Source organism: Pseudomonas citronellolis, assembly GCF_001586155.1.
GTDB classification, from domain to species: domain Bacteria; phylum Pseudomonadota; class Gammaproteobacteria; order Pseudomonadales; family Pseudomonadaceae; genus Pseudomonas; species Pseudomonas citronellolis.
On sequence record NZ_CP014158.1, the window covers coordinates 2,639,130 to 2,659,972 of the forward strand.

Annotated in this window: 13 protein-coding genes; 12 read left to right on the forward strand and 1 reads right to left on the reverse strand. The window is 68.1% G+C overall.

Annotation, left to right across the window (positions count from 1 at the left end):
- Positions 1-592 precede the first annotated feature (592 nt).
- The 10 genes from PcP3B5_RS11805 to PcP3B5_RS11850 all read left to right on the forward strand — a co-directional run bounded on the left by PcP3B5_RS11805 (position 593) and on the right by PcP3B5_RS11850 (position 17,357).
- On the forward strand, positions 593-4,681 hold the full coding sequence (locus tag PcP3B5_RS11805) for a VCBS repeat-containing protein (RefSeq protein ID WP_061561330.1): 4,089 nt from the start codon (positions 593-595) through the stop codon (positions 4,679-4,681).
- A gap of 289 nt (positions 4,682-4,970) precedes the next feature.
- Positions 4,971-6,227 carry an HlyD family secretion protein gene (locus PcP3B5_RS11810; RefSeq protein ID WP_043314445.1) on the forward strand — a complete coding sequence of 419 codons (1,257 nt, stop codon included), beginning with the start codon at positions 4,971-4,973 and terminating at the stop codon, positions 6,225-6,227.
- Between the two features lie 13 nt (positions 6,228-6,240).
- Positions 6,241-8,385, forward strand: a complete 2,145-nt coding sequence (locus tag PcP3B5_RS11815) for a peptidase domain-containing ABC transporter (protein ID WP_043266669.1) — start codon at positions 6,241-6,243, stop codon at positions 8,383-8,385.
- Positions 8,382-9,791 (forward strand): TolC family protein, encoded by a 1,410-nt coding sequence (locus PcP3B5_RS11820; RefSeq protein WP_061561331.1) that lies wholly within the window; start codon positions 8,382-8,384, stop codon positions 9,789-9,791. The genes PcP3B5_RS11815 and PcP3B5_RS11820 overlap by 4 nt, the downstream gene beginning before the upstream one ends.
- Before the next feature lie 354 nt (positions 9,792-10,145).
- A complete protein-coding gene (locus tag PcP3B5_RS11825; RefSeq protein ID WP_051878328.1) occupies positions 10,146-10,538 on the forward strand; it encodes a hypothetical protein in 393 nt (130 codons plus the stop codon).
- A gap of 117 nt (positions 10,539-10,655) precedes the next feature.
- Positions 10,656-10,976, forward strand: a complete 321-nt coding sequence (locus PcP3B5_RS11830) for a hypothetical protein (RefSeq protein ID WP_061561332.1) — start codon at positions 10,656-10,658, stop codon at positions 10,974-10,976.
- 294 nt (positions 10,977-11,270) lie between these two features.
- The gene (locus PcP3B5_RS11835; protein WP_043266663.1) at positions 11,271-12,683 is read left to right on the forward strand and encodes a TolC family outer membrane protein; all 1,413 of its coding nucleotides are present in this window, start codon (positions 11,271-11,273) and stop codon (positions 12,681-12,683) included.
- On the forward strand, positions 12,680-14,845 hold the full coding sequence (locus tag PcP3B5_RS11840; RefSeq protein WP_009619434.1) for a type I secretion system permease/ATPase: 2,166 nt from the start codon (positions 12,680-12,682) through the stop codon (positions 14,843-14,845). The genes PcP3B5_RS11835 and PcP3B5_RS11840 overlap by 4 nt, the downstream gene beginning before the upstream one ends.
- Positions 14,846-14,898: 53 nt before the next feature.
- Positions 14,899-16,098: an HlyD family type I secretion periplasmic adaptor subunit gene (locus PcP3B5_RS11845; protein WP_009619435.1), complete on the forward strand. Its 1,200-nt coding sequence runs from the start codon at positions 14,899-14,901 to the stop codon at positions 16,096-16,098.
- An 11-nt stretch (positions 16,099-16,109) separates the two neighbouring features.
- A complete protein-coding gene (locus PcP3B5_RS11850; protein ID WP_061561333.1) occupies positions 16,110-17,357 on the forward strand; it encodes a tetratricopeptide repeat protein in 1,248 nt (415 codons plus the stop codon).
- A 76-nt stretch (positions 17,358-17,433) separates the two neighbouring features.
- Here PcP3B5_RS11850 and PcP3B5_RS11855 read toward each other — a convergent pair whose 3' ends face one another.
- Entirely contained in the window at positions 17,434-18,156 is a 723-nt protein-coding gene (locus PcP3B5_RS11855; protein WP_061561334.1) for a substrate-binding periplasmic protein, read from the reverse strand.
- A 140-nt stretch (positions 18,157-18,296) separates the two neighbouring features.
- Here PcP3B5_RS11855 and dnaX point away from each other — a divergent pair, with 140 nt between their 5' ends.
- On the forward strand, positions 18,297-20,462 hold the full coding sequence (gene dnaX / locus PcP3B5_RS11860; RefSeq protein ID WP_061561335.1) for a DNA polymerase III subunit gamma/tau: 2,166 nt from the start codon (positions 18,297-18,299) through the stop codon (positions 20,460-20,462).
- 43 nt (positions 20,463-20,505) lie between these two features.
- A complete protein-coding gene (locus PcP3B5_RS11865) occupies positions 20,506-20,832 on the forward strand; it encodes a YbaB/EbfC family nucleoid-associated protein (protein WP_009619439.1) in 327 nt (108 codons plus the stop codon).
- Positions 20,833-20,843: the final 11 nt, after the last annotated feature.

A 20,843-nucleotide genomic window follows, 5' to 3' on the forward strand; every position in this document is an offset into this window, starting at 1 on the left:
CTGCCGGCTGACTCCAGAATGCCCGACCCTGCCCAACGGTCCCCTCTCCCTTCAGGGAGAGGGTTAGGGAGAGGGCGCTCTTCGAAGCCACGTCATGCCTTCCCGGTGGAACTCCATTCGCGAACAACGGCGCCAGGTTCAACTCCGGAGCCGTGTTGATGTCCGTAACCCTCTCCCCAGCCCTCTCCCGCAAGCGGAAGAGGGGGCCGTTCGGAGCGGGCGGTGAATTCGGAGTCATCCTGAGACTCCCAGCCCCCACTCGTCACTCCCACGAACGCGGGACACGCCACGACCATGCGCCCCTGGAACCGCCGGCCAGAACACCGCTCTCCATGGGGACGCCGAGGCTCCCCCATCCCGCCATGAACGCCCCGTCCCCTCCGCGAACAACCTTTTCCGCCCCCCCTCCGACAGCCGCCGACCAATGCCGCCGGACTTTAGGGAGCGCCTTAGATACACGGCAGCGATGGCCTTTTAGCATCCTCCCTCGCCTGCCGGACGCCCGCACAGACGGGGCCAAGCGGCAGGCCTGCCAAACGAACGGCGGCGAGCCCGGCTCGCCGCCGTTCGACACTAGACTCAGGAGTACCACATGACTGTCAGCAAGAACCTGTCCCGCGAGGCGGCCGCTTCCGTGCTCGCCCAGAACGATCCGCTAGAAGTGCCCGTGGCGCCGCCCGCCCCGCACATCAGCTACGTGCTCGACGATGCCGGTACGCCGGCCTACCAGGGCATCGTCCAGCTCAACGGCTACACCGACGACACCACGCCGACGCTGATCGGCAACGGCGCGGCCGCCGGCGACCTGATCAAGGTCTACCACGGCGACCGGGTGATCGGCAGCACCATCGTCCAGGGCAACGGCTCCTGGCGCTTCACCCCCTCCGAGGAACTGCGCGAGGAGGGCGTGCAAGTGCTGCGCGCCACCGCTACCGACAGCAGCAACGGTCTGGAAAGCGACTTCAGCCCGCCCTTCAGCTTCATCCTCGACCTGACCCCGCCCAGCGCCCAGGCCACCATCCAGAACGTTTCCGAAGCCCTGCCCGAGCAACCGCTGGTCACCGTGGACTCCACGCCCATGCTGTTCGGCAGCCTGAGCACCGCCCTGGCCGCTAACGAGAAGCTGCAGATCAGCCTGGACACCGGCGCCACCTGGCAGGACGTCGCCTCCGTCAGCGGCGCCTACTGGCAATACCAGGACGTGCGCGAGCTGCAGAACGGCAACTACACCTACCTGCTGCGCACCATCGACGCCGCCGGCAACCAGGGCGCCATGACCGCCCAGCAGATCACCATCAGCCGCGAGGTGACCCCGCAGCCGGTGGAAGGCATCAAGGTCAGCATCATCGGCATCACCCCGGACACCGGCGTGGAAGGCGACTACATCACCAGCGCCTCGAAGATCACCCTGCTGGGCACCCTCAGCGAGGAACTGCCGGCCGGCGCCAAGCTGCAGGTCAGCGTCGATGGCGGCAACAGCTGGAAGACCGTGCAGGCCTTCGGCACCGACTGGATCTACATCGACCCCAGCGTGCACAACCTCGGCACCCAGGTGCGCTACGAAATGCGCGTGCTGGACGCCCAGGGCAACCCGGTGGCCAGCAGCTACGCGGCCCAGGACGTGGTCTTCGACGCCGGCAACCCGCTGCCGGACATGTACTCCAGCATCGAGCTGGGCACCGACACCGCGGTGGAGATCGCCGGCCAGTACAGCAACGCGCAGAGCGCGCAGAACAACGACTTCATCACCCGTGATAACAGCGTCACCTTGTCCGGCAAGCTCAGCGCCGCGCTGCAGATCGGCCAGCACCTGCAACTGTCCCTGGACGGCGGCAAGACCTGGGAGACGCTGATGTCCAACGGCGGCCAGCTGTGGAGCTACACCAGCGAACCGCTGTCGGCCAGCCAGCAGCTGGGCGTGAAACTGCGGGTGGCCGACAACGCCGGCAACAGCGTCGAGCTGGGCGAGCGCACCCTGGTCGTCGACATCGACTCGCCGGTGCCCTTCGCCTTCGCCCCGCAGCTCGGTGAGCAGGCCTTGAGCGGCGAGCGCGCCTACTACTCCAGCGCCCAGTACGGCCTGGCCGAGGCCGGCGCCACCGTGGCCCTGGTGCAGGACGTCAACCGCGACGGCCGCTACCAGGAAGGCCTGGACAAGATCGTCGGCTACGCCGTGGCCGGCAACGACGGCCGCTGGAGCTTCGACGCCATCCTGCCCGAAGGCCAGCAGCAACTGGGCTTCGTCACCTGGGACGTGGCCGGCAACAACTCCGGCTTCGGCCCGCAGGTGCTGATCGACGCCCACCGCCCGGTCAACGAGGCCGGCTTCAGCGTCCATGACACCGGCTGGGGCGGCACGGTCGCCTCGGTACGCGGCTCCAACACCGCGGCCATGGCCATGAGCGCCGACGGCACCTGGTCGTTCTTCCAGAGCACCGGCTACGCCCTGAGCTCCACCGCCTACAAGAACGCCGGCCACGTCTTCAGCGGCCTGGACCGTGACGAGTACCGCGCCAGCTACCTGAGCGAGCCGCTGAAGGTCACCTCGGACGGCAACGGGCACATGATCTCCAAGGCCACCTTCGCCGACTACAACCGCGACGGCCTGATGGACGTCATCGCCAATGTGAGTGGCAACTCCGCGGACCTGCCGGTATGGACCGCCAAGGCGGACGGCACCTACAGCGCAGGCTCGGTCAACAACCCCAACCGGCTGAACATCGGCGGCGTGATCGCCTGGGACGGCAACGGCGACGGCTACACCGACTTCATCGTGGTCGACAACACCATCGGTAGCTGGGGCTTCAACCTCATCCGCAACGACAATGGCGTGCTGAAAGGAGAGCGCAAGGGCAACACCTGGTGGGGTTCGGAGATCAGCGGCGTCGACCTCAACAACGACGGCGCCGTGGACCTGGCCGGTCACAACGACCAGCACGGCAACACCGCCCTGGGCGTATTGCTGACCCAGAGCGACGGCAGCTGGAGCAAGGAGCAGACCTTCGGCAGGATGTTCCGCAGCGATAGCGCCGGCAGCACGGAATACAACAACCTGGCCACCTCCATGACCTGGGCCGACTTCGACGGCGACGGCGACCTGGACCTGTTCCTGGCCCGCGGTGCTCGCAGCTCCACCGGCCATAACGGCAATTCCGACGACAGCCGCATCTACCTGAACAAGGGCACCGATGCCAACGGCAAGTGGCTGGGGATGGACAACGACAACCCGCTGTTCTTCAACGACGCCCTCGGCCAGGACCAGAAAGGCAACCTGGTGCACTTCGACGGCGGCCCGTCCTTCGCCGTGGACTGGAACCATGACGGCAAGATGGACGTCATCGAGGCGCCGCGGCAGAACGCCGCCTGGTCCTCCACCAATGCCGCCATGACGCCGGTGCTGTTCATCAACCAGGGCAATGGCGACTGGATGAACAGCGGCCAGCTGCTGGGCAACGAGGCCTACGACAACGTCACCGGCGCGGTGGCGGTGGACTATGACTTCGACGGCGCCGTGGACCTGCTGCTGTACCGCACCTCCGGCAAGGACCACCTGGGCATGAACACCAACTCCTCGCCCACGGTGCTGATCCGCAACGAGAACCACGTGGCGGAAGGCACCAGCCTGATCCTGCGCATCCTCGACAAGAACGGCATGAACAGCTACTTCGGCAACACCGTGCAGCTGTTCGACGCGGCGGGCCGCCTGGTCGCCAGCCAGATCCTCAACCCGCAGTCCGGGGTGACCAACGACAGCTCCGGCCTGGTGTACTTCTACGGCCTGGACGCGAACCAGACCTACAGCGCCAAGCTGCTGGCCGAGCCTGCCATCGGCAACGGCAACATGGTCCCGGGCCGCTTCGAAGAGGACCTGGGCCTGATCAACCCGACCTGGGGCAACCTGGTCACCGGCGCCGCCGAGCACGCCTACGTGCTGACCGCCGGCAAGCCGACCGTGAGCTTCGACAGCCAGGGCGCCGGCACCGTGGGCACCGGCTACAACGACAGCTTCATGGCCACCGAAGGCAACGACGTCATCAACGGCGGCGGCGGCTGGAACCTGCTGGCCGACGGCAGCAAGCAGTGGAGCGCCACCCAGGGCCTGGACGAAGTGGACTACCAGTTCGCCAAGCAGGGCGTGCAGGTCAATCTGCAGAGCGGCCAGTCGCTGGGCATGGGCAACGACACCCTGATCGGCATCGAGGCCGTGAAGGGCAGCTGGTACGCCGACGCCTTCATGGACAACGCCGCCAGCAACCGCCTCGAAGGCCGCGGTGGCGACGACGTCTACTACCTCTTCGGCGGCGGCAACGACACCCTGGCCTATCGTCCGGTCGATGCCTGGGACGTTTCCGCCGATGGCAGCAACGGCCATGACATGGTGTTCGGCTTCGGCCTGGGCAACGTGCTGAACAACAGCAACGCCGACATCATCGATCTGCGCGGGATGCTCGGCTACGGCGGCCCGGTCAGCCTGGTCCGGGATGACGGCGTGCTGCAGCTGGATGCCTCGTCCCAGGGGCTGCTGGACTACCTGTCGAGCCGCGTCGAGGGCAACAACACCATCATCAGCGTCGACCGCGACGGCATCGGCCAACAGGTCGGTTCCACCGACCTGATCACCCTCATGGGTGTGCGTACCGACCTGCTGAACCTGATCCAGAACCACCAGATCATGGTCTGAGGCCCTGAACCGCCCCGGCGCTTGCGCCGGGGCACCGATTCGTTTTCAGCGGCGCCGAATTTTCTCCCCCTTGGTGGCGCCGCTTTTTTCTTTCCGGGCGCGAGCAGGCTCGTGACCCCACATCGGCCTGGCGGCCTTTCTTCGAAGTTCAGAAAAATCTGGCTGATGTAGGTCGTTTTGCTTCCCCAGATTCGGACATCCCCGGTGTTTCCGCCCGGGCTCCATCGGTAGAAAGACCCATCGCCGAACGACAACCCAAAGGCTCCTGACCTTGAGTACCGAAACACCCCTGTTCCGCACCGAGGCCCTGCAAGGGCAGGGCGCCCACTGGCTGGGCCCGATCATCCTCATACGCCCGCTGTCCTTCAGCGTGCTCACCGCCCTGGCCACCCTGTTCGCCCTGCTGGTGGCGGGTCTCTTCATCTGGGGCAGCTACACCAAGCGCAGCACCGTGGTCGGGCAACTGCTGCCGGTCAACGGCCAGGCCAAGGTGCACGCGCCGCAGATGGGCGTGATCATCGAGAAATCCGTCCGCGAAGGGCAGAAGGTCGAGCGCGGCCAGACCCTCCTGCGCCTTTCCAGCGAACGCTACAGTGGCCAGGACCAGGCGGTGCAGGCCGGCATCAGCCATCAGCTGGAGGCCAGCCGCGAGTCCCTGGAACAGCAGCTGGAGAAGCTGCAGCGGCTGCAGGCCGACGAACGCCGCAGCCTGCAGGCCAAGGTCGTCAGCCTGCGCGAGGAGCTGGCCACCCAGGCCGCCCAGCTGCAGAGCCAGCGCAAGCTGCTGGCCATCGCCAGCGACGCCGAGGGCCGTTACCGCGGGCTGATGGAGAAGGGCTACATCTCCATGGACCAGTTCCAGCAGCGCCAGGCCGAGCTGCTCGGCCAGCGCCAGACCCTGCAGCGCCTGGAGCGCGAGCGCACGGCGCTGCAACAGCAACTGCGCGAACAACAGGCCACCCTCGACGGGCTCGATGCGCGCCACGCCAACCAGCGCGCCGAGCTGCAACGCCAGCTCAACGGCGTGCGCCAGCAACTGGGCGAGAGCGAGGCCAAGCGCACCCTGCGCATCGTCGCGCCGGAAGCGGGTATCGCCACCGCCGTGCTGGCCGAGGTCGGCCAACTGGTCGACCCCTCGCGGCCGCTGCTGAGCATCGTCCCCGAGAACGCCGAACTGGTCGCCGAACTCTATGCGCCGAGCCGCGCGGTGGGCTTCATCAAGGTCGGCGATACGGCGCGGATCCGCTACCAGGCCTACCCCTACCAGAAATTCGGCCAGTACAACGGCAAGGTGCTGTCCATCTCGCGCACCTCGCTGCCGTACAACGAGCTGGCGGCCATGGCCGGCAGCGTGCCGGGCGTCGGCCAGAGCGGCGAGCAGTACTACCGCATCCGCGTGCGACTGGACGAACAGCAGGTGCGCGCCTACGGCCAGCCGCGCCCGCTGCAGAGCGGCATGCTGCTGGAGGCCGACCTGCTGCAGGAAACCCGCAAACTCTACGAATGGGTCCTCGAACCCCTCTACAGCCTGTCCGGCAAACTCTGAGGTATCGCGCCGTATGGCTATCTTCGACTCCCTCGCGCTGCGCTTCGGCCGGCGCCTGCCCAGCATCCAGCAGACCGAGGCCGCCGAGTGCGGCATCGCCTGCCTGGCCATGGTCGCCGGCTACCACGGCAGCCACCACGACCTGCGCGAAATGCGCCAGCGCTTCAACGTCTCGCTCAAGGGCATCACCCTCAAGCAACTGATCGAGGCGGCGCAGCAGATGGGCATGGCCACGCGCCCGCTGAAGCTGGGCCTGGCCGACCTGCCCAAGCTGCGCACCCCGTGCATCCTGCACTGGGACTTCAAGCACTTCGTCGTGCTCAAGTCGGTGAGCCGCCGCGGCGCGGTGATCCACGACCCGGCCCACGGCATTCGCAAGGTGGGCGTGGAGACGCTGTCGCGTTCCTTCACCGGCGTGGCCCTGGAGCTGTGGCCCGACGCCGCCTTCGAGAAGAAGGAGGCCAAGCCGAACCTGCGCCTGCTCGGCATGCTCGGCAAGGTCAGCGGCCTGTACCGCTCCCTGGGCCAGGTGCTGCTGCTGTCGCTGGCCCTGGAGGTGTTCGCCCTGGTCAGCCCGTTCTTCATGCAGTGGACCATCGACAACGTCATCCCCAGCAACGACCGCGACCTGCTGACCACGCTGCTGATCGGCTTCGGCCTGATGATGCTGATGCAGCAGATCATCGGCGCCGTGCGCCAATGGGTGGGCATGCACATGGGTACGCTGCTCAACGTGCAGTGGCGGGCCAACGTCTTCACCCACCTGCTCAACCTGCCCACGCAGTATTTCGAGAAGCGCCACCTGGGCGACATCGTCTCGCGCTTCGGCGCCGTCGACAGCATCCAGTCGACCCTGACCTCGGCCTTCCTGGTGGCGGTGCTCGACGGCCTGATGACCATCGCCACCCTGGGCATGATGCTGGTCTACAGCCCGCTGCTGGCCAGCATCGCCATCGTCTGCATGGTGCTCTACGCCCTGGTGCGCTGGGTCTCGTACCAGCCGCTGCGCAACGCCACCGAGGAAGAGATCATCCATGGCGCGCGGCAGCAGACGCACTTCCTCGAAACCATGCGCGGCGTGCGCCCGCTGAAACTGTTCCAGCGCCAGACCGAGCGCCGCGCCACCTGGCTGAGCCTGCTGGTGGAGCAGGTCAACGCCGGCCTGCGCACGCAGAAGCTGGGGCTGCTCTACGGCCAGGTCAACGGCCTGCTGTTCGGCATCGAGAACCTGCTGGTGATCTACCTGGGGGCGAACATGGTGATGGACGGCCACTTCACCGTGGGCGCGCTCATGGCCTTCCAGTCCTACAAGGGCCAGTTCGACAGCCGCGTGGGCAGCCTGATCGACAAGTTCTTCGAGCTGCGCATGCTGCAGCTGCAGGGCGAGCGCCTGGCCGACATCGTCCTCGAAGCGCCGGAGCAGGGCGGCAGCGGCATCGACCCCGACCTGCTGCGCCAGCGCGAGTTCGGCATCGAGCTGCGCGGCCTGCGCTACCGCTACTCGGAACACGAGCCCTACGTGCTCGACGGCATCGACCTGGACATCCGCGCCGGCGAGTCGGTGGCCATCGTCGGGCCCTCCGGCTGCGGCAAGAGCACCCTGGTCAACATCATGCTCGGCATCCTGCCGCCATCCGACGGGGCGATTCGCGTGGCCGGCATGGAACTGTCGCAGATCGGCCTCGACGGCCTGCGCAGCGTGGTCGGTACGGTGCTGCAGGACGACAGCCTGTTCGCCGGCTCGCTGGCGGAGAACATCGCCTTCTTCGATCCTGCGATGGACATGGAGTGGGTGATGGAGTGCGCGCGCCTGGCGGCCATCCACGACGAGATCATGATTGCGCCCATGGGCTACAACACCCTGGTCGGCGACATGGGCACGGTGCTCTCCGGCGGCCAGAAGCAGCGCATCCTGCTGGCCCGGGCGCTGTACAAGCGGCCGCAGATCCTGTTCCTCGACGAGGCCACCAGCCACCTCGACGTGGACTGCGAACGCCGCGTCAACGAGGCCATCCGCTCGCTGAACATCACCCGGGTGATGGTCGCCCACCGTCCCGAGACCATCGCCTCGGCCGACCGCGTGGTGGTCATCGCCGGCGGCAAGGTGGTGGGCGAGCGGGCCGTCGACCCCGGGCTGCTGGAGGGCGAGCCGGCATGAAGCGCATCCTCCCGTTCGCCCTGGCGCTGGCCGCGGGCCCCGAGGCCCTGGCCGGGCCGGACGTCTTCCGCACCGAGCGCACGCTGCCCCAGGCGCCGGTCAGCGAGGCGCGGCACGGCGGCGTGCCCTGCCTGTTCAACGGCGTCCAGGCGGAACTGGCGCTGGACGAGGCCATCGAGCGCATGCTCTGCCAGGACCCGCAGACCCGCCAGGCCTGGGCCGAGGCCAAGGCCCAGGCGGCGCAGATGGGCGTCGCCTGGTCGGCCTACCTGCCGCGCCTGGGCGCCAGCGTCGGTGCCAGCGACGGTCGCAGCCGCACCGACTACCTGGACTTCGACGGCGTCGAGACCTCGACCCGCCAGAAGAGCCTCGATGCCCGCCTCGACCTGAGCTGGGTGCTGTTCGACTTCGGCAAGCGCCGCGCCGCGCTGCGCAGCGCCCGGCACCTGCTGGTGGCGGCCAACGCCAGCCACGACGCGATACTGCAGAACGCCTTCGTCAACGCCGCCCAGGTCTACTACGACGCCCTGGCCGCCCAGGATGCCCTGGCCGCGGCGCAGCAGGTCAAGGACATGGCCGAGGAGAACTTCCAGGCCGCCGACGCCAAGTACCGGGCCGGCGCGGCGGCGCTTTCCGACCGCCTGCAGGCGCAGACCGCCGCGTCCCAGTCCGAGCTGCGCCTGGTGCGCGCCCGCGGCAACCTGGACAACGCCCTGGGCACGCTGGCCTTGCGCATGGGGCTGGCGCCGGACAGTGCGCTGAAGCTGTCCAGCGAACTGACGCCGATGCCCGATACCGGCTTCGTCGGCGCCATCGACCGGCTGCTGGCCCAGGCGCGCAGCCACCATCCCGAGCTGATCGCCGCCCAGGCGCGGCTGGACGCGGCCCAGGAAAAGGTCCGCGAGGCGCGCGCCGAAGGCCGGCCGACCCTGGCCCTGACCGGCAGCCTCAGCCATTCGCGCAACGACCTGCCGCTGGCGCTGAACGGCGACACCCGGCAGCGCGATTCGAGCCTGGGCCTGCAACTGAACATCCCGCTGTTCGAGGGCTTCGAACGCAACTACCGGGTGCGCGGCGCGCGGGCCCAGGTCGAGGCCAGCCGCGCGGCCCTGGCCGGTGCCGAGCAGCAGGTGTCGCTGCTGGTGTGGGGCAGCTACCAGCGGCTGATGGTCGATACCCGCAGCCTGAAGAGCACCGACGCCCTGGTCGAACAATCGCGCCAGGCCCTGGAGGTGACCCGCGGGCGCTACCGTTCCGGGGTCGGCAGCATGATCGAACTGCTCAACGCCCTGAGCGCCTACGCCGATGCCCAGGAGCAGCACATCCGCGCCCTGGCCGACTGGCAGAATGCCCGCCTGCAACTGGCGGCGGGATTGGGCCGCCTGGGGTTCTGGGCGTTGCAGTGAGGAGCGGCGGCAAGTAGCGGGTATTTCCGGTCGCTAAAACAAAAGCCGCTTCGGTATGAACCGAAGCGGCTTTTTTGTCTTCAGGAGACGCTGGGTTATTCATATATTCGGCTCGCGAACTATCTTTCGCGACCATTATCCGCTCACCATTCATAAGATTATTTTGTACGAAACTTCCAGGTTCGCTGGTTGTATTTTTATGGCCTTTTGCCAGGAAATCTGAATGGCGATTTAGTTCGCCGATTTAAGGTTGTCATGGGTATTTCCATACAGAACAATCACCTGGTCGCGCCACATAAGTGGTAGCGCAGCAAGAAAGCCAACATAAGCACTCAATGTGCAAGGAGTACGAAAATGCAAGAGTTGAACATTCACGAAGTAGAGATGGTCGCCGGCGCTGGCATCATCGATGACGTTATCGGTCGCATCGGCGCCGCCATCATGCTGATTCCGCTGTCCCTCAGCACCGGCGTGGCGAAGGGCGTGGTAACCGGTGGTTCGGTGGGCGGCATTCTGGGCGTCGGCGTCGCCAGCGGTGCCTTCGGTGGCGTCATCGGTGGCGTTCTCGGCGTTATCCATGCCGTTACCTATGGCCTGGTGAATGGCTGGGGCATGTCGCTGGAAACCTTCAACGCCAACGCCGAAGGTTGGTGGAGCATGAACGTTCCGGCCCCGCAGGTCGGCCAAGGCGGCGGTCTGCTGGGCAGCCTGGTGGGCGGCGGCGGTTCCTCCACCGGCCCGCGTTGATCCGGCATCGACCCGAATGAATGCCACCGCTTGGCTGGGTGGCATTCCCATCTGTTCGGTGGAACAGGGAGCCTGCCGGTATCCGGCAGGCTCCTCTATGCGCTCGATGATGGAGGCATGATGAAAGAACTCAATGGGCAGGAACTGGAAATGGTCGCCGGCGGAGCCTCTTCCGGCTTCCTCGACAGCATCGGCGGTGCGCTCTTCGGCACCTTGAGCGGTGCGCTGGGGGGCATCACCCAGGGGCTTTCCAGCCTGCTGGGCGGCAACCCGATCGGCGCTATCCTCAACGTCACCGTGGGCACGATCTTCGGTGCCATCTCCGGGTTGTTCAATGGCCTGGCACAGGGGACTTCCTCGCAACTCCAATCCTTGGGAAGTCTCTTGGGCAATCCATTCTCCGGCAATAATTCCGGCTCTGGAAACGGGCCGCGTTGATATCGCAGTACGCTGTCTTATCGAAAATAAGCCACTACTTCGGTAGTGGCTTTTTTTGTTGTCTGGCGATAGTCCCTGGTTGATTTATTAAATATATCAATCGGAATTTTCTTAATTTTATCTATAAGAGATTTCCTACAGGTCAGGTTGGATTTCTCCACTGTCTGGCTATTCGGCTCGCGTAATAGCCTATTGCCTGATTCTTTAGCGGTTCGAGGCTTTTTCAGGATATCCCCGAAGAATGTCCACGACCTGACTCGTAGCATTGCGGCTCGATTTTTCAGGGTGGTTCAGATGTTTCTCAACAAGTTGCATTGGGGTGCGCTGGCCTGGCTGGCATTCACCCCGCTGGTGGTCCTCGGCGCCGAGCCGGAGGGCAAGGGCGGCAAGCGCCTGCTCTGCCAGCCCGAATGCGGGTGGCAGGATGCCCCGCGGAAGAAACTGGACCTGTCGGTCGACCACCTGACCCGCGACTGGCAGTCGTCGGACGCCGGAGCGGGGCAGGGCGGTACCCTGGACCTGTGGCATGCGGTCAGCCTGGCGGTGCAGACCTACCCGTCGATCCGCGATGCCGCGGCCCAGCTCGACCAGCAGCGCGAGGCCATCAACGTGGCCAGGGCCGGCTACCTGCCGACCATCCAGACCGGCCTGAACACCGGCAAGCAGGGCGCCTACGGCAGCGGCCAGAACCTGTCGCTGTCCGCCTCGCAGATGATCTACGACTTCGGCAAGGTGGCCAACGCGGTCAAGGGCGCCGAAGCCGGCGTGCAGGTGCAGCGCTTCCAACTGATGAGCGAGGTGGACGAGGTCGCCCGGCAGTCGGCCCAGGCGCTGATCGAAGTGGCCCGCTACCGCGCCCTGCGCGACAGCGCCCGGACCCTGGTGGACGGCCTGCAGCGCCTGCGCCAGTTGGCCCGGCAGCGCGCCAGCGAAGGCGCCAGCACCCAGGCCGACCTGATCCAGGCGCAGTCGCGGGTGGAGGCGGCCGAAGCCTCGCTGCTGGCCATCGAGACGCAGCTGCGCCAGCAGAAGAGCAAGCTGCGCACCATGATCGGCCGCGAGGTGGACGAGGCCGCCGTGGACGTGCCCGCCGAGCGCCTGCAACAGGCCGTGCGGCTGATCGAGCCGAACCCGCGGATGCCGGTCGGCGTGCGCATGGCGGTGGCCGAGCGCGAGGAGGCCGAGGCCCAGCTGTCCCTGGCGCGCGCCAACACGCGGCCGACCTTCACCGTCGACGGCGGCGTCAACAAGTACTTCGGCAATGCCGGCGACATGGCCGGCGAACGCGTCTACACCCTGACCCTCGGCGTCAAGCACGACCTGTTCGCCGGCGGCGCGCCCTCGGCGCGGGTGCGCGGCGCCGGCCAGGCGCTGCGGGCGGCCGAGGAGCGCCTGCACACCCGGCAGCTGGAGGCCCGCGACCAGTGGGTCGCCCTGCAGGAACAGATGGGCGGCCTCGACGAGCGCCTGCGCGTGCTCGCCGACCGCCAGAAAAGCATCGTCGACACCCAGCGCCTGTACCGCGAGCAGTACCTCTCGCTGGGCACCCGCACGCTGCTCGACCTGCTCAACGCCGAGCAGGAGATCTACCAGGCGCAGAGCGATTCGGTGAACGCCCGCCACGACCTGTGGAGCGCCCAGGTGGCCTTCATCAACGCCACCGGGCGGATGCACGACGTCTTCCAACTCGAGAGTGATTCCCTATGACCGCGCAAGCGCAACGCCCGGATGCCGTCAGCAGCCCGTGGCTGGAAGCCATGCTGATGGTGGCCCGGCATTACCGCCTGGACGTTTCCGAAGAACGCGTCCGCGTCGGCCTGCAATGGCGCCAGGGCCAGGACCTGGACGGGCAGCTGCAGCACATGGCCCGCGACATGGGCCTGACGCTGCGCGCCGAGGCCCTGGACAAGGGCGTGCTCGACCCCTGGCGCCTGCCGGTGCTGGCGCAGTTCTCCGGCGGCCAGGTCGGCGTCATCGAAAGCATCGACGGCCAGGGCCGCGTCGGCGTGCGCCTGAGCGGCGAGCAGGGCGTGCTGCAGGCCCTGCCGGCCGAGGAAGTGGTCGAGCGGGTGGAGCGCGTCTACTGCCTGCGCCCCGAGGTCGCGGTGGCCGACGTGCGCGTCGACGACTACATCAAGCCCTACCAGCCCAACTGGTTCTGGAGCCTGGTGCTGCGCGACTGGCGGCGCTACGGCGACGTCATGCTCGCCTCGCTGGTGGCCAACGTCCTGGCCCTGGCCTCCATGCTGTTCTCCATGCAGGTCTACGACCGCGTGGTGCCGTCGCAGTCCGAGCCGACCCTCTGGGTATTGTTCGGCGGGGTGCTGCTGGCGGTGCTCATCGGCTTCGGCATGCGCCTGGCGCGCACCCACATCTCCGACCTGATCGGCAAGCGCGCCGACCTGCGCATTTCCGACCGCGTCTTCGGTCACGCCCTGCGCCTGCGCAACGAGGCCATGTCCAAGTCCACCGGCTCGTTCATCTCGCAGATCCGCGAGATGGAGCAGGTGCGCGAACTGATCACCTCGACCACCCTGGGCGCGCTGGCCGACCTGCCGTTCTTCTTCCTGTTCCTGGTGGTGCTCTGGTCGGTGGGCGGGGTCATGGCCCTGGTGCCGCTGGCGGTGCTGCCGCTGCTGCTGATCCCCGGCCTGCTGGCGCAGAAGCCGCTGGCGCGGCTGTCCAAGGAAGGCATGCGCGAGTCGGCGATCCGCAACGCCATCCTGGTGGAGGCGGTGCAGGGCATCGAAGACGTCAAGCAGCTGCGCGCCGAGCAGCGCTTCCAGAACCAGTGGAACCACCTCAACGAGGTCTCGGCCACCGTCAGCATGCGCCAGCGCTTCATTTCCGGCGCGCTCATGGCCTGGACCCAGGAAGTGCAGACGCTGGTCTACGTGCTGGTGGTGCTGGTCGGCTGCTTCCAGGTGATGAGCGGCGACATGACCACCGGCGCGCTGATCGGCATGTCCATCCTGTCCTCGCGGATGATCGCGCCGCTGGCGCAGATCTCCGGGATCATGTCGCGCTGGCAGCAGGCCAAGGTCGCCCGCGAGGGCCTGGAGGAGCTGATGCAGCGCCCGGTGGAAAGCGCCGAGGGCGGCAAGCGCCTGCACCGCCCGGTGCTGCACGGCGACTACCAGCTCGAAGGCGTGCGCTTCCGCTACGGCCAGGACGACAAGCGCGCGGCCATCGAAGTGGGCCAGCTGCGCATCGCCGCCGGCGAGAAGGTGGCCATCCTCGGCCGCAACGGCGCCGGCAAGTCCAGCCTGCTGCAACTGCTGGCCGGCATGTACCGGCCGCAGGAGGGCAGCCTGCTGCTCGACTCGCTACGCCTGGAACTGATCGACCCCTACGACGTGCGCCGCGACGTGGCCTTCCTCAGCCAGCAGGCCAACCTGTTCTTCGGCACCCTGCGCGACAACCTGACCATGGGCCGGCCCAACGCCAGCGACGAGGAACTGCTCGAGGCCCTGCGCCTGAGCGGCGCCCTGGGCATGGTGCAGGCGCTGCCCGACGGCCTGGAGCACATGGTCCAGGAAGGCGGCCGCGGCCTCTCCGGCGGCCAGCGCCAGAGCCTGCTGCTGGCCCGCACGCTGCTGCGCCAGCCGCGCGTTCTGCTGCTCGACGAACCCACCGCCTGGCTCGACGAGGTCGGCGAGCAGGGCCTGATCCGCCACCTGGAGCCCTGGCTGGCCTCGCGCACCCTGGTGGTGGCGACGCACCGCCCGGCGGTGCTCAAGTGGGTCGACCGCATCATCGTGGTCGACAACGGCCGCGTCGTCCTCGACGACACCAAGCAGGCGGTGCTGGCCAAGCTCGCCGGCGGGCCGGCGGCCAAGCCCGGCGAGAAGGCCCCGGCCGTCGCCTGAGCCACCACTGAATTCGCAGAGGACGCGGGCCCTGGCCCGCGTCGGGAGTGACCATGCAAGCCAATTCGATTCAAGCGCCCGGGGCCGCGCCCCTGGCCCCCTACTTCCAGGCGAAGGAGCACGCGCCGCGCGCCACCTGGCTGATCTGGAGCGTACTCGGCGGCATGCTGCTGCTGTTCGCCTGGGCCTACCTGTTCGAGCTCGACGAGGTTTCCACCGGCACCGGCAAGGTGATCCCCAGCTCGCGCGAGCAGGTGGTGCAGTCCCTGGAGGGCGGCATCCTCGCCGAGCTGCGGGTCAAGGAGGGCGACCGCGTCGACGCCGGGCAGGTGCTCGCCCAGCTCGACCGCACCAAGACCGAATCCTCGGTGGGCGAGAGCACCTCGCGCCTGCGCGCCGCCCTGGCCATGGCCGCGCGCCTGCGGGCGGAAGTGGATGGCGGCGAACTGGTGTTTCCCGCGCAGGTGCTGGAGGAGCCGGACCTGGTGAAGTCCGAGACCGCCCTGTACAAGTCGCGGCGCAACAGCCTGGAGAAGAGCCTCAAGGGCATCAACGAGGCCCTGGCCCTGGTCGACAAGGAACTCAAGCTGACCACGCGCCTGGCCGAGATCGGCGCGGCGAGCAACGTCGAGGTGCTGCGCCTGAAGCGCCAGGCCAACGAGCTGGAGCTCAAGGCCACCGAGACGCGCAACCAGTACTACGTCAAGGCCCGCGAGGAGCTGGCCAAGGCCAACGGCGAAGTGGAGGCGCAGCAGTCGGTGACGCGCGGCCGCGCCGACTCGCTGACGCGCCTGACCGTGCTCTCGCCGGTGCGCGGCATCGTCAAGGACATCGAGGTGAACACCGTCGGCGGCGTCATCCCGCCCAACGGCCGCTTCATGGTCATAGTGCCGGTGGAGGACCAGTTGCTGGTGGAGGCGCGCATCTCGCCGCGCGACGTGGCCTTCATCCACCCCGGGCAGCGTGCCACGGTGAAGATCAGCGCCTACGACTACGCCATCTACGGCGGCCTGGAGGGCAAGGTGACGCACATCTCGCCGGACACCATCCAGGACGAGGTTCGCCGCGACCAGTACTACTACCGGGTGTTCGTGCGCACCGAGACCGATTCGCTGCAGAACAAGGACGGCAAGAGCTTCCCGATCTTCCCCGGCATGGTCGCCACGGTGGACGTGCACACCGGCAGCAAGACCGTCTGGGACTACCTGACCAAGCCGCTCAACCGCGCCCGCGAAGCGCTGCGCGAACGCTGAGGAGGGCAAGCATGGCCAAGCAACGCACGCCCAGCTACCGCGAACGCCGCGAGGTCGAGGCCGCCGGCCGGCGCGCCAGCGCCCTCTACGCCCAGGGCCGGCACGAGCAGGCCCTGCAACTGTGCCTGCAGACCGCCCGGCGCTGGCCGCAGCTGGCGGTGGCCTGGACCGACGCGGCGGTGAACTGCATCAAGCTGGAGCGCTGGCAGGAAGCCATCGAGCATGCCGGCCGCGCCCTGGCCGCCGGCGGCGACAGCCTGGCGCTGTTCGACGCCCTGTCCCACGCCCATTGCGCCCTGCGCCAGTGGGACCAGGTGCGCCGCCATGGCCTGCACGCGCTGAGCCTGCGCGAGCGCCAGTTCGGCGTCGAACCGCCGATCGCCCATGCCCTGCCGGCATTGCCGCCGCCGCCCGGCGCCGCCACCCGCGAGCGCAACCTGATCGCCTTCTCGCTGTTCGGCGCCAGCGCCAAATACTGCGAGACGGCGGTGCTCAACGTGCTGGAACAGCCGCGCATCTACCCGCACTGGACCTGCCGCTTCTATATCGACGACAGCGTGCCCGAGGCCATCGTCCGCCGCCTGCTCGACAACGGCGGCCAGGTGGTGCGGGTGGACGAGGCCGCGCGCCAGTGGCCGGGGCCGATGTGGCGCTTCCTCGCCCTGGACGACGCCCAGGCCCAGCGCATCCTGTTCCGCGACGCCGACTCGGTGATCAGCGAGCGCGAGGCCGAGGCGGTGGCCCAGTGGCTGGCCAGCGACAAGCACTTCCATGCGCTGCGCGACAACGGCACCCATACCGAACTGCTGCTGGCCGGGCTCTGGGGCGTCGTCGGCGGGGCGCTGCCGCCGCTGGCGCAACTGGCCCGGCTGTTCTTCGCCGAACCGGTGGCTTCGCGGCATTTCGCCGACCAGCACTTCCTGCGCCGCTACGTCTGGCCCTATGCCCGGCGCAGCCTGCTGCAGCACGACTCGATGTTCGGTTTCCTCGATGCCGCCGGCTTCCCCGGCGGGCCCATGCCGGACGACTTCCACGTCGGCTACGCCGAAGGCTCGCCCCGCTTCGAACTGCCCTGCGCCCTGGCCGAAGGCAGCCGGGTGCGCTGGACCCTGTACCGGCGCGAAGGGGAGGGCGAGCAGGCGATCTGCGACTACGCCGCCACGGTGAACGCAGGCAGGGTGCAAGGGCACATCCCGGCACGCTACGCCGAGTGGATCCGCCGCGGCGAAGCCCGCATAGCGGTGGCCCCGGAAGCGTAGGGCGAATAACCGTTCGCGGTTATCCGCCGCTTCACCTTTTTCATCGCCAACGCCATCGCCAGCCCTGGCGCGGCCATCAGCGATAGTGATCGAGAATGCGCTCGATTTCCCCGGAGGCCTTGAGCTCGGCCAGGGCGTCGAGCACCGCCTGGGTCGGCAGTTGCGGATCGTCGAGGACCATGCAGCCCAGTTCGGCCTGGTCGAGCTTGGCGGCGGGGTAGAGGCGGCGCTCGGCCGGCCGCTGGAGGTTGAACCAGTTCAGCGCCACCTCGCTGGACACCGCATAGTCGTAGCGCCCGGCTTCCAGCTTCTTCAGCACCAGCTCCTGGTTGCGCGCATCGTCGCGGTGCAGGCGCCCGCTGGCGAACGAGCGCTGCAGGTGCGGGTAGGAGTAGCCCAGCACGGTGCCGATACTCTGCCCGGCCAGCGTGGCGACTTCCACCGGCGCACGTTCCCGGGCCACCAGCAGGTCGCGCTGGGTCAGCAGCGGCACGCTCCAGCGGTAGTCGCTGAACGCCTCGCTGAGCCAGGCCGGGGCGATGTAGCAGCGCACGTCGATGCTGTGGCTGTGCAGCGCCTGTTCCACCCGGGCCCGCGGCAGGATATGGAAGGACGGGGCCATGCCGACCTTGTCCGCGGTGCGGGTGAACAGCTCGAAGAGGATACCGCCGGTCAGTTGGCCGTCCTCGACCTGCGCCAGCGGCATGGCCCAGCCCTCGATCACCGAGAAACTCAGCTGCCGGGGATCGGCCTGGGCCAGGCCGGCGACCAGCAGGAGGGCGGGGAGGAGTGCGCGCATTCGGGCTCCGGACGTGCGGAAGCAGGACACAATGCCTGTTTCGGAGGGTTCTTGCCAAGCCTGGCCCGGCATCGGGTGCAATTTCCGGTCCTCTTCGCTAGGATTAGCCCACTTCCGCCTACCAGCCGCGATGGATTTCAATGAGTTATCAGGTTCTTGCCCGCAAATGGCGTCCGCGTTCGTTCCGCGAAATGGTCGGCCAGACCCACGTCCTCAAGGCCCTGATCAACGCGCTCGACAACCAGCGCCTGCACCACGCCTACCTGTTCACCGGGACCCGCGGCGTGGGCAAGACCACCATCGCGCGCATCCTGGCCAAGTGCCTGAACTGCGAGACCGGCATCAGCTCCACCCCCTGCGGCCAGTGCTCGGTGTGCCGGGAGATCGACGAGGGCCGCTTCGTCGACCTCATCGAAGTGGACGCCGCCAGCCGCACCAAGGTCGAGGACACCCGCGAACTGCTGGACAACGTGCAGTACGCGCCGAGCCGCGGGCGCTACAAGGTCTACCTGATCGACGAAGTGCACATGCTCTCCTCGCACTCGTTCAACGCCCTGCTCAAGACCCTCGAAGAGCCGCCGCCCCACGTCAAGTTCCTGCTGGCCACCACCGACCCGCAGAAGCTGCCGGTGACCATCCTCTCGCGCTGCCTGCAGTTCAGCCTGAAGAACATGCCGCCGGAGCGCGTGGTGGAGCACCTGAGCCACGTGCTCGGCGCCGAGAACGTGCCCTTCGAGGAGGACGCCCTGTGGCTGCTCGGCCGCGCGGCCGACGGCTCCATGCGCGACGCCATGAGCCTGACCGACCAGGCCATCGCCTTCGGTGAGGGCAAGGTGCTGGCCGCCGACGTGCGCGCCATGCTCGGCACCCTCGATCACGGCCAGGTCTACGGCGTGCTCCATGCGCTGCTCGAAGGCGACGCCCGGGCGCTGCTGGATGCCGTGCGCCACCTGGCCGAACAGGGTCCGGACTGGGGCGGGGTGCTGGCCGAAATCCTCAACGTGCTGCACCGCGTGGCCATCGCCCAGGTGCTGCCGGACGCCGTCGACAACGGCCAGGGCGACCGCGACAAGGTGCTGGCCCTGGCGCAAGCGCTGCCCGGCGAGGACGTGCAGTTCTACTACCAGATGGGCCTGATCGGCCGCCGCGACCTGCCCCTGGCGCCGGACCCGCGCAGCGGCTTCGAAATGGTGCTGCTGCGCATGCTGGCCTTCCGTCCGGCCGATGGCGGCGCGCCACCGAGGTCACCGCTAAAGGACCTGGGGATCAGCACGGCCACGGCTGATTCCAACCGCAACCCAGTGGCCGGCGCCGCCGTTGCGGCGCCGGCAGCCGTTGCCAGCGCGGCCAGCGTGCCGGTGGTGTCCACCGTGCCCGCCGCCGTTGCGCAACCGGCACCCGCGCCGCAGCCTGTGGCGGCTCCGGCTCCGGCTCCGGCTCCGGCTCCGGCTCCGGCTCCGGCTCCGGCTCCGGCTCCGGCTCCGGTAGCCGAGGTTGCGCCCGAGCCTGCGCCGGCGCCTGTCGTCGAGGCTGCGCCCGCACCCGTCGAGCCCGCCCCGCAGGCCGTGGTCGAAACCGTGCCCGAGGTGCCCGCGGTCGAACCGCCGGCCGCTGTGGCTGAACCGGCGCCCGTCGTCGACCTGCCCTGGGAAGAGCCCGCCGCGCCGGCCGCCACCGTACAGCCGCCGGTCGAGCCCGAACCTGCGCCGGCGCCCGAGCCCATTGCGGCGCCCGAACCGGCGCCGATCGCCATGGCCGACAGCGAGGACGACGACCGCGACGAAGAGCCGCCGCCGGCCGAGGACTACTATGAAGTCGACATGGATTCGCTCAGCTACCTGGAAGGCGGCGACGAGTCGCAGGCCGGCGCCCAGCCCGAGCCCGAACCGGAACCGGCGGCCCTGCCGGCCACGGGCCTCGCCGCCGAATGGCTGGACCTGTTCCCGCGCCTGGGCCTGGGCGGCCTGACCGCGAGCATCGGCGCCAACTGCACCCTGGTCGCGGTGGATGGCGACACCTGGCACCTGCACCTGGACCCGGGGCAGAGCGCGTTGTACAACGCCACCCAGCAGCGCCGCCTGAACGACGCGCTGAGCCAGTACCACGGGCGCACCCTGACGCTGGAAGTGACCATCCAGAAGCCCGAGCAGGAAACCCCCGCCCAGGCCGCGGCGCGCAAGCGCGCCGAGCGCCAGCGCGAGGCCGAGCGCTCCATCGAGGCGGACCCGTACGTGCTGCAGATGCGCCAGCAGTTCGGCGCGGTGGTCCGCGCCGGTACCATCGAACCCCTGGCGGCGAAGGCCTGAAGGCCGGCGCCCAACCAACCCTGAACGACAGAAGGTGATCGAAATGATGAAAGGTGGCATGGCCGGCCTGATGAAGCAGGCCCAGCAGATGCAGGAAAAGATGCAGAAGATGCAGGAAGAGCTGGCCAACGCCGAAGTCACCGGCCAGTCCGGCGCCGGCCTGGTGAGCGTGGTGATGACCGGCCGGCACGACGTCAAGCGCGTCAGCCTGGACGACAGCCTGATGCAGGAGGACAAGGAAATCCTCGAAGACCTGATCGCCGCCGCGGTGAACGACGCCGTGCGCAAGATCGAGCAGAACAACCAGGAGAAGATGGCGGGCATGACCGCCGGCATGCAGCTGCCCCCCGGCTTCAAGATGCCGTTCTAAGCAAGTGGGCT

Bases quoted from the DNA above. Each gene is read 5' to 3' on its own strand.
- dnaX (WP_061561335.1), top strand. From the start codon at position 18,297: ATGAGTTATCAGGTTCTTGCCCGCAAATGGCGTCCGCGTTCGTTCCGC.
- PcP3B5_RS11815 (WP_043266669.1), top strand. From the start codon at position 6,241: ATGGCTATCTTCGACTCCCTCGCGCTGCGCTTCGGCCGGCGCCTGCCC.
- PcP3B5_RS11850 (WP_061561333.1), top strand. From the start codon at position 16,110: ATGGCCAAGCAACGCACGCCCAGCTACCGCGAACGCCGCGAGGTCGAG.
- PcP3B5_RS11840 (WP_009619434.1), top strand. From the start codon at position 12,680: ATGACCGCGCAAGCGCAACGCCCGGATGCCGTCAGCAGCCCGTGGCTG.
- PcP3B5_RS11830 (WP_061561332.1), top strand. From the start codon at position 10,656: ATGATGAAAGAACTCAATGGGCAGGAACTGGAAATGGTCGCCGGCGGA.
- PcP3B5_RS11845 (WP_009619435.1), top strand. From the start codon at position 14,899: ATGCAAGCCAATTCGATTCAAGCGCCCGGGGCCGCGCCCCTGGCCCCC.
- PcP3B5_RS11805 (WP_061561330.1), top strand. From the start codon at position 593: ATGACTGTCAGCAAGAACCTGTCCCGCGAGGCGGCCGCTTCCGTGCTC.
- PcP3B5_RS11835 (WP_043266663.1), top strand. From the start codon at position 11,271: ATGTTTCTCAACAAGTTGCATTGGGGTGCGCTGGCCTGGCTGGCATTC.
- PcP3B5_RS11855 (WP_061561334.1), bottom strand. From the start codon at position 18,156: ATGCGCGCACTCCTCCCCGCCCTCCTGCTGGTCGCCGGCCTGGCCCAG.
- PcP3B5_RS11825 (WP_051878328.1), top strand. From the start codon at position 10,146: ATGCAAGAGTTGAACATTCACGAAGTAGAGATGGTCGCCGGCGCTGGC.
- PcP3B5_RS11820 (WP_061561331.1), top strand. From the start codon at position 8,382: ATGAAGCGCATCCTCCCGTTCGCCCTGGCGCTGGCCGCGGGCCCCGAG.
- PcP3B5_RS11865 (WP_009619439.1), top strand. From the start codon at position 20,506: ATGATGAAAGGTGGCATGGCCGGCCTGATGAAGCAGGCCCAGCAGATG.